Annotated in this window: 1 protein-coding gene; it reads right to left on the reverse strand. The window is 32.5% G+C overall.

Annotated features, from left to right (window positions below; translation table 11 throughout):
* The coding region (locus SB773_RS34345; RefSeq protein WP_410594995.1) for a NosD domain-containing protein at nucleotides 1–240 on the reverse strand (240 nt) is incomplete at both ends.

Raw genomic sequence — 240 nt, forward strand, 5'->3', positions numbered from 1 at the left:
GAAGAAAACTGATTATTACTAACGACTGTCCGTTTTGATTCCATCAACTCAGTGCCTGTTGTATTTGATCTAGATACATTTTCGTCAAGTATATTATCATTGGAAAACATGAGATGCATACCGTAACGTGATTTTTGGATGTTATTTCCATGCAAAGTATTCTCATTGCTTTGTTCTAAATAAATTCCGTCAGAAACATTGGTTATATTAAGGTTATCAAACTTATTTCGGTTGGATTTC

Source organism: Bacillus sp. SIMBA_074, assembly GCF_046534555.1.
Taxonomy (GTDB): domain Bacteria; phylum Bacillota; class Bacilli; order Bacillales; family Bacillaceae_G; genus Bacillus_A; species Bacillus_A mycoides.